The organism is Streptomyces sparsus, from assembly GCF_054776295.1.
Window position 1 is genome coordinate 1 of sequence record NZ_BAAHCA010000945.1, and the last position, 1,843, is coordinate 1,843.

General features: G+C 70.7%; 3 protein-coding genes. All 3 read right to left on the minus strand.

Features of this window, described 5'->3' with window-relative positions; genetic code table 11:
* Positions 1-58: 58 nt before the first annotated feature.
* Positions 59-520 carry a PH domain-containing protein gene (locus ACYVE9_RS25180; RefSeq protein WP_461030195.1) on the minus strand — a complete coding sequence of 154 codons (462 nt, stop codon included), beginning with the start codon at positions 518-520 and terminating at the stop codon, positions 59-61.
* Between the two features lie 46 nt (positions 521-566).
* A complete protein-coding gene (gene hisG, locus ACYVE9_RS25185; protein WP_461030196.1) occupies positions 567-1,415 on the minus strand; it encodes an ATP phosphoribosyltransferase in 849 nt (282 codons plus the stop codon).
* Between the two features lie 79 nt (positions 1,416-1,494).
* The gene (locus ACYVE9_RS25190) at positions 1,495-1,767 is read right to left on the minus strand and encodes a phosphoribosyl-ATP diphosphatase (protein ID WP_461030197.1); all 273 of its coding nucleotides are present in this window, start codon (positions 1,765-1,767) and stop codon (positions 1,495-1,497) included.
* Positions 1,768-1,843: the final 76 nt, after the last annotated feature.

Consider the following 1,843-nt stretch of genomic DNA (forward strand, 5'->3'; position numbering starts at 1 on the left):
GGCGGCGTGGCGGATGGGCCGGGACCACTCGGGCGGGTGCGCCGGTGCGTTCCGCCGGTCAGGCGTCAGCGGGCCCGCCGCCGGTGCCGTAGCGCTCGGCGAGCGCCCGCAGTGCCCCGGCGTCCTCGATGGCCTGACGCTTGTTGATGCCCGGCTGGATGCCCATGACGGGCAGGCTGCTGCCGTCCGCGAGGTCCAGGAACACCCAGGGATCACCCGAGCGCAGGTGCACGTTGAGGATCTCCGGCCACTCCAGCCGCCGCTTGGTGGTGAGGTTGACGACCGTCACGCCGCCCTCGTCCGCCGTGACGTGCGGCCGGCCGAGCAGGGCGAGCACGGCGAAGAAGAGCAGGCCGGTGGCGATGAACGTCAGCCGCTCCCCCAGGCCCAACCCTTCGAGCAGCAGCGCGATGACGGTGAGCACCGCGAGGATCGCGACCCCCACGCCGAGCAGGACGACTCTGGTCCGGGTGGGCCGGAAGGTGGCGGGCAGGCTCGGGTGGGGGTCTGCGGGGGGCACAGGTGCTTCTCCGGGCTCGGTGCGGATCGGATCCGGCAGGCGTGGATCAGATCCGGCAGGCGTGGATCGTGGTGGTGAGAATGGCGCGGGCACCCATGTCGTACAGGTCGTCCATGATGCCCTGGGCGTCCGCGGTGGGGACCATCGAGCGGACCGCCACCCAGCCCTTGTCGTGCAGCGGGGAGACCGTCGGCGACTCCAGTCCGGGCGTCAGCTGAACGGCCTTCTCCACGTGCTCGGCCCGGATGTCGTAGTCCATCATCACGTAGCGCCTGGCGACCAGCACGCCGTGCATGCGGCGCAGGAACTGCTGCACCTTGGGGTCGTCGGCGGGGGCGCCGTGGCGTCGCACGACCACCGCCTCGGACTCCAGGATGGGCTCGCTGATGATCTCCAGGCCGGCGTTGCGCAGCGTGGTACCGGTCTCCACCACGTCCGCGATGACCTGGGCGACGCCGAGCTGGATGGCCGTCTCCACGGCGCCGTCGAGCCGGACGACAGAGGCTTCCACGCCGTGGTCGGCGAGGTGCTTGGCGACCAGGCCGGAGAAGGACGTAGCCACCGTCATGCCGCCGAACTCGCTGACGTGGGAGGCGGTTCCGGGCCGCGTCGCGTAGCGGAAGGTGGAGGCGGCGAAGCCGAGCTGGAGGATCTCCTCGGCGTCCGCGCCGGAGTCGAGCAGCAGGTCGCGGCCGGTGATGCCGATGTCGAGCTTGCCCGAGCCGACGTACACCGCGATGTCGCGCGGGCGCAGGAAGAAGAACTCGACGTCGTTGACCGAGTCGACCAGCACGAGTTCCCGGCGGTCCTTGCGCTGCCGGTAGCCGGCCTCATGGAGCATCGCCGACGCAGGCTCGGAGAGTGAACCCTTGTTCGGGACGGCGATGCGCAACATGGGTGGGGCTTCCTTCACGTGAGGTACTGCGACGGTGGTGGGTGTGGTGTGCGTCGGTGCGGGCGGCTGCCCGGCGGGATCAGAGGTGAGCGTATACGTCGTCGAGCGAGATCCCGCGGGCGACCATCATCACCTGAAGGTGGTACAGCAGCTGGGAGATCTCCTCGGCGGTACGGTCGGCGCCCTCGTGCTCGGCGGCCATCCACACCTCGGCGGCCTCCTCGACGACCTTCTTGCCGATGGTGTGCACGCCGGCGGACACGAGTTCCGCGGTACGGGAGGTGCTGGGGTCGCCGGTGGCGGCCTTGCGCTGGAGCTCGGCGAAGAGCTCGTCGAATGTCTTGTTCGCCATGGTGGCTCTTACCCTAAGGGGTGCTCGGGGACGGCGGCGCACGGCGTCCGACCGTCGGACGGGCCGGCGCCGCCGG

Excerpts from the sequence above, each read along its gene's own strand:
- hisG (WP_461030196.1), bottom strand. The coding sequence starts at position 1,415 with ATGTTGCGCATCGCCGTCCCGAACAAGGGTTCACTCTCCGAGCCTGCG.
- ACYVE9_RS25190 (WP_461030197.1), bottom strand. The coding sequence starts at position 1,767 with ATGGCGAACAAGACATTCGACGAGCTCTTCGCCGAGCTCCAGCGCAAG.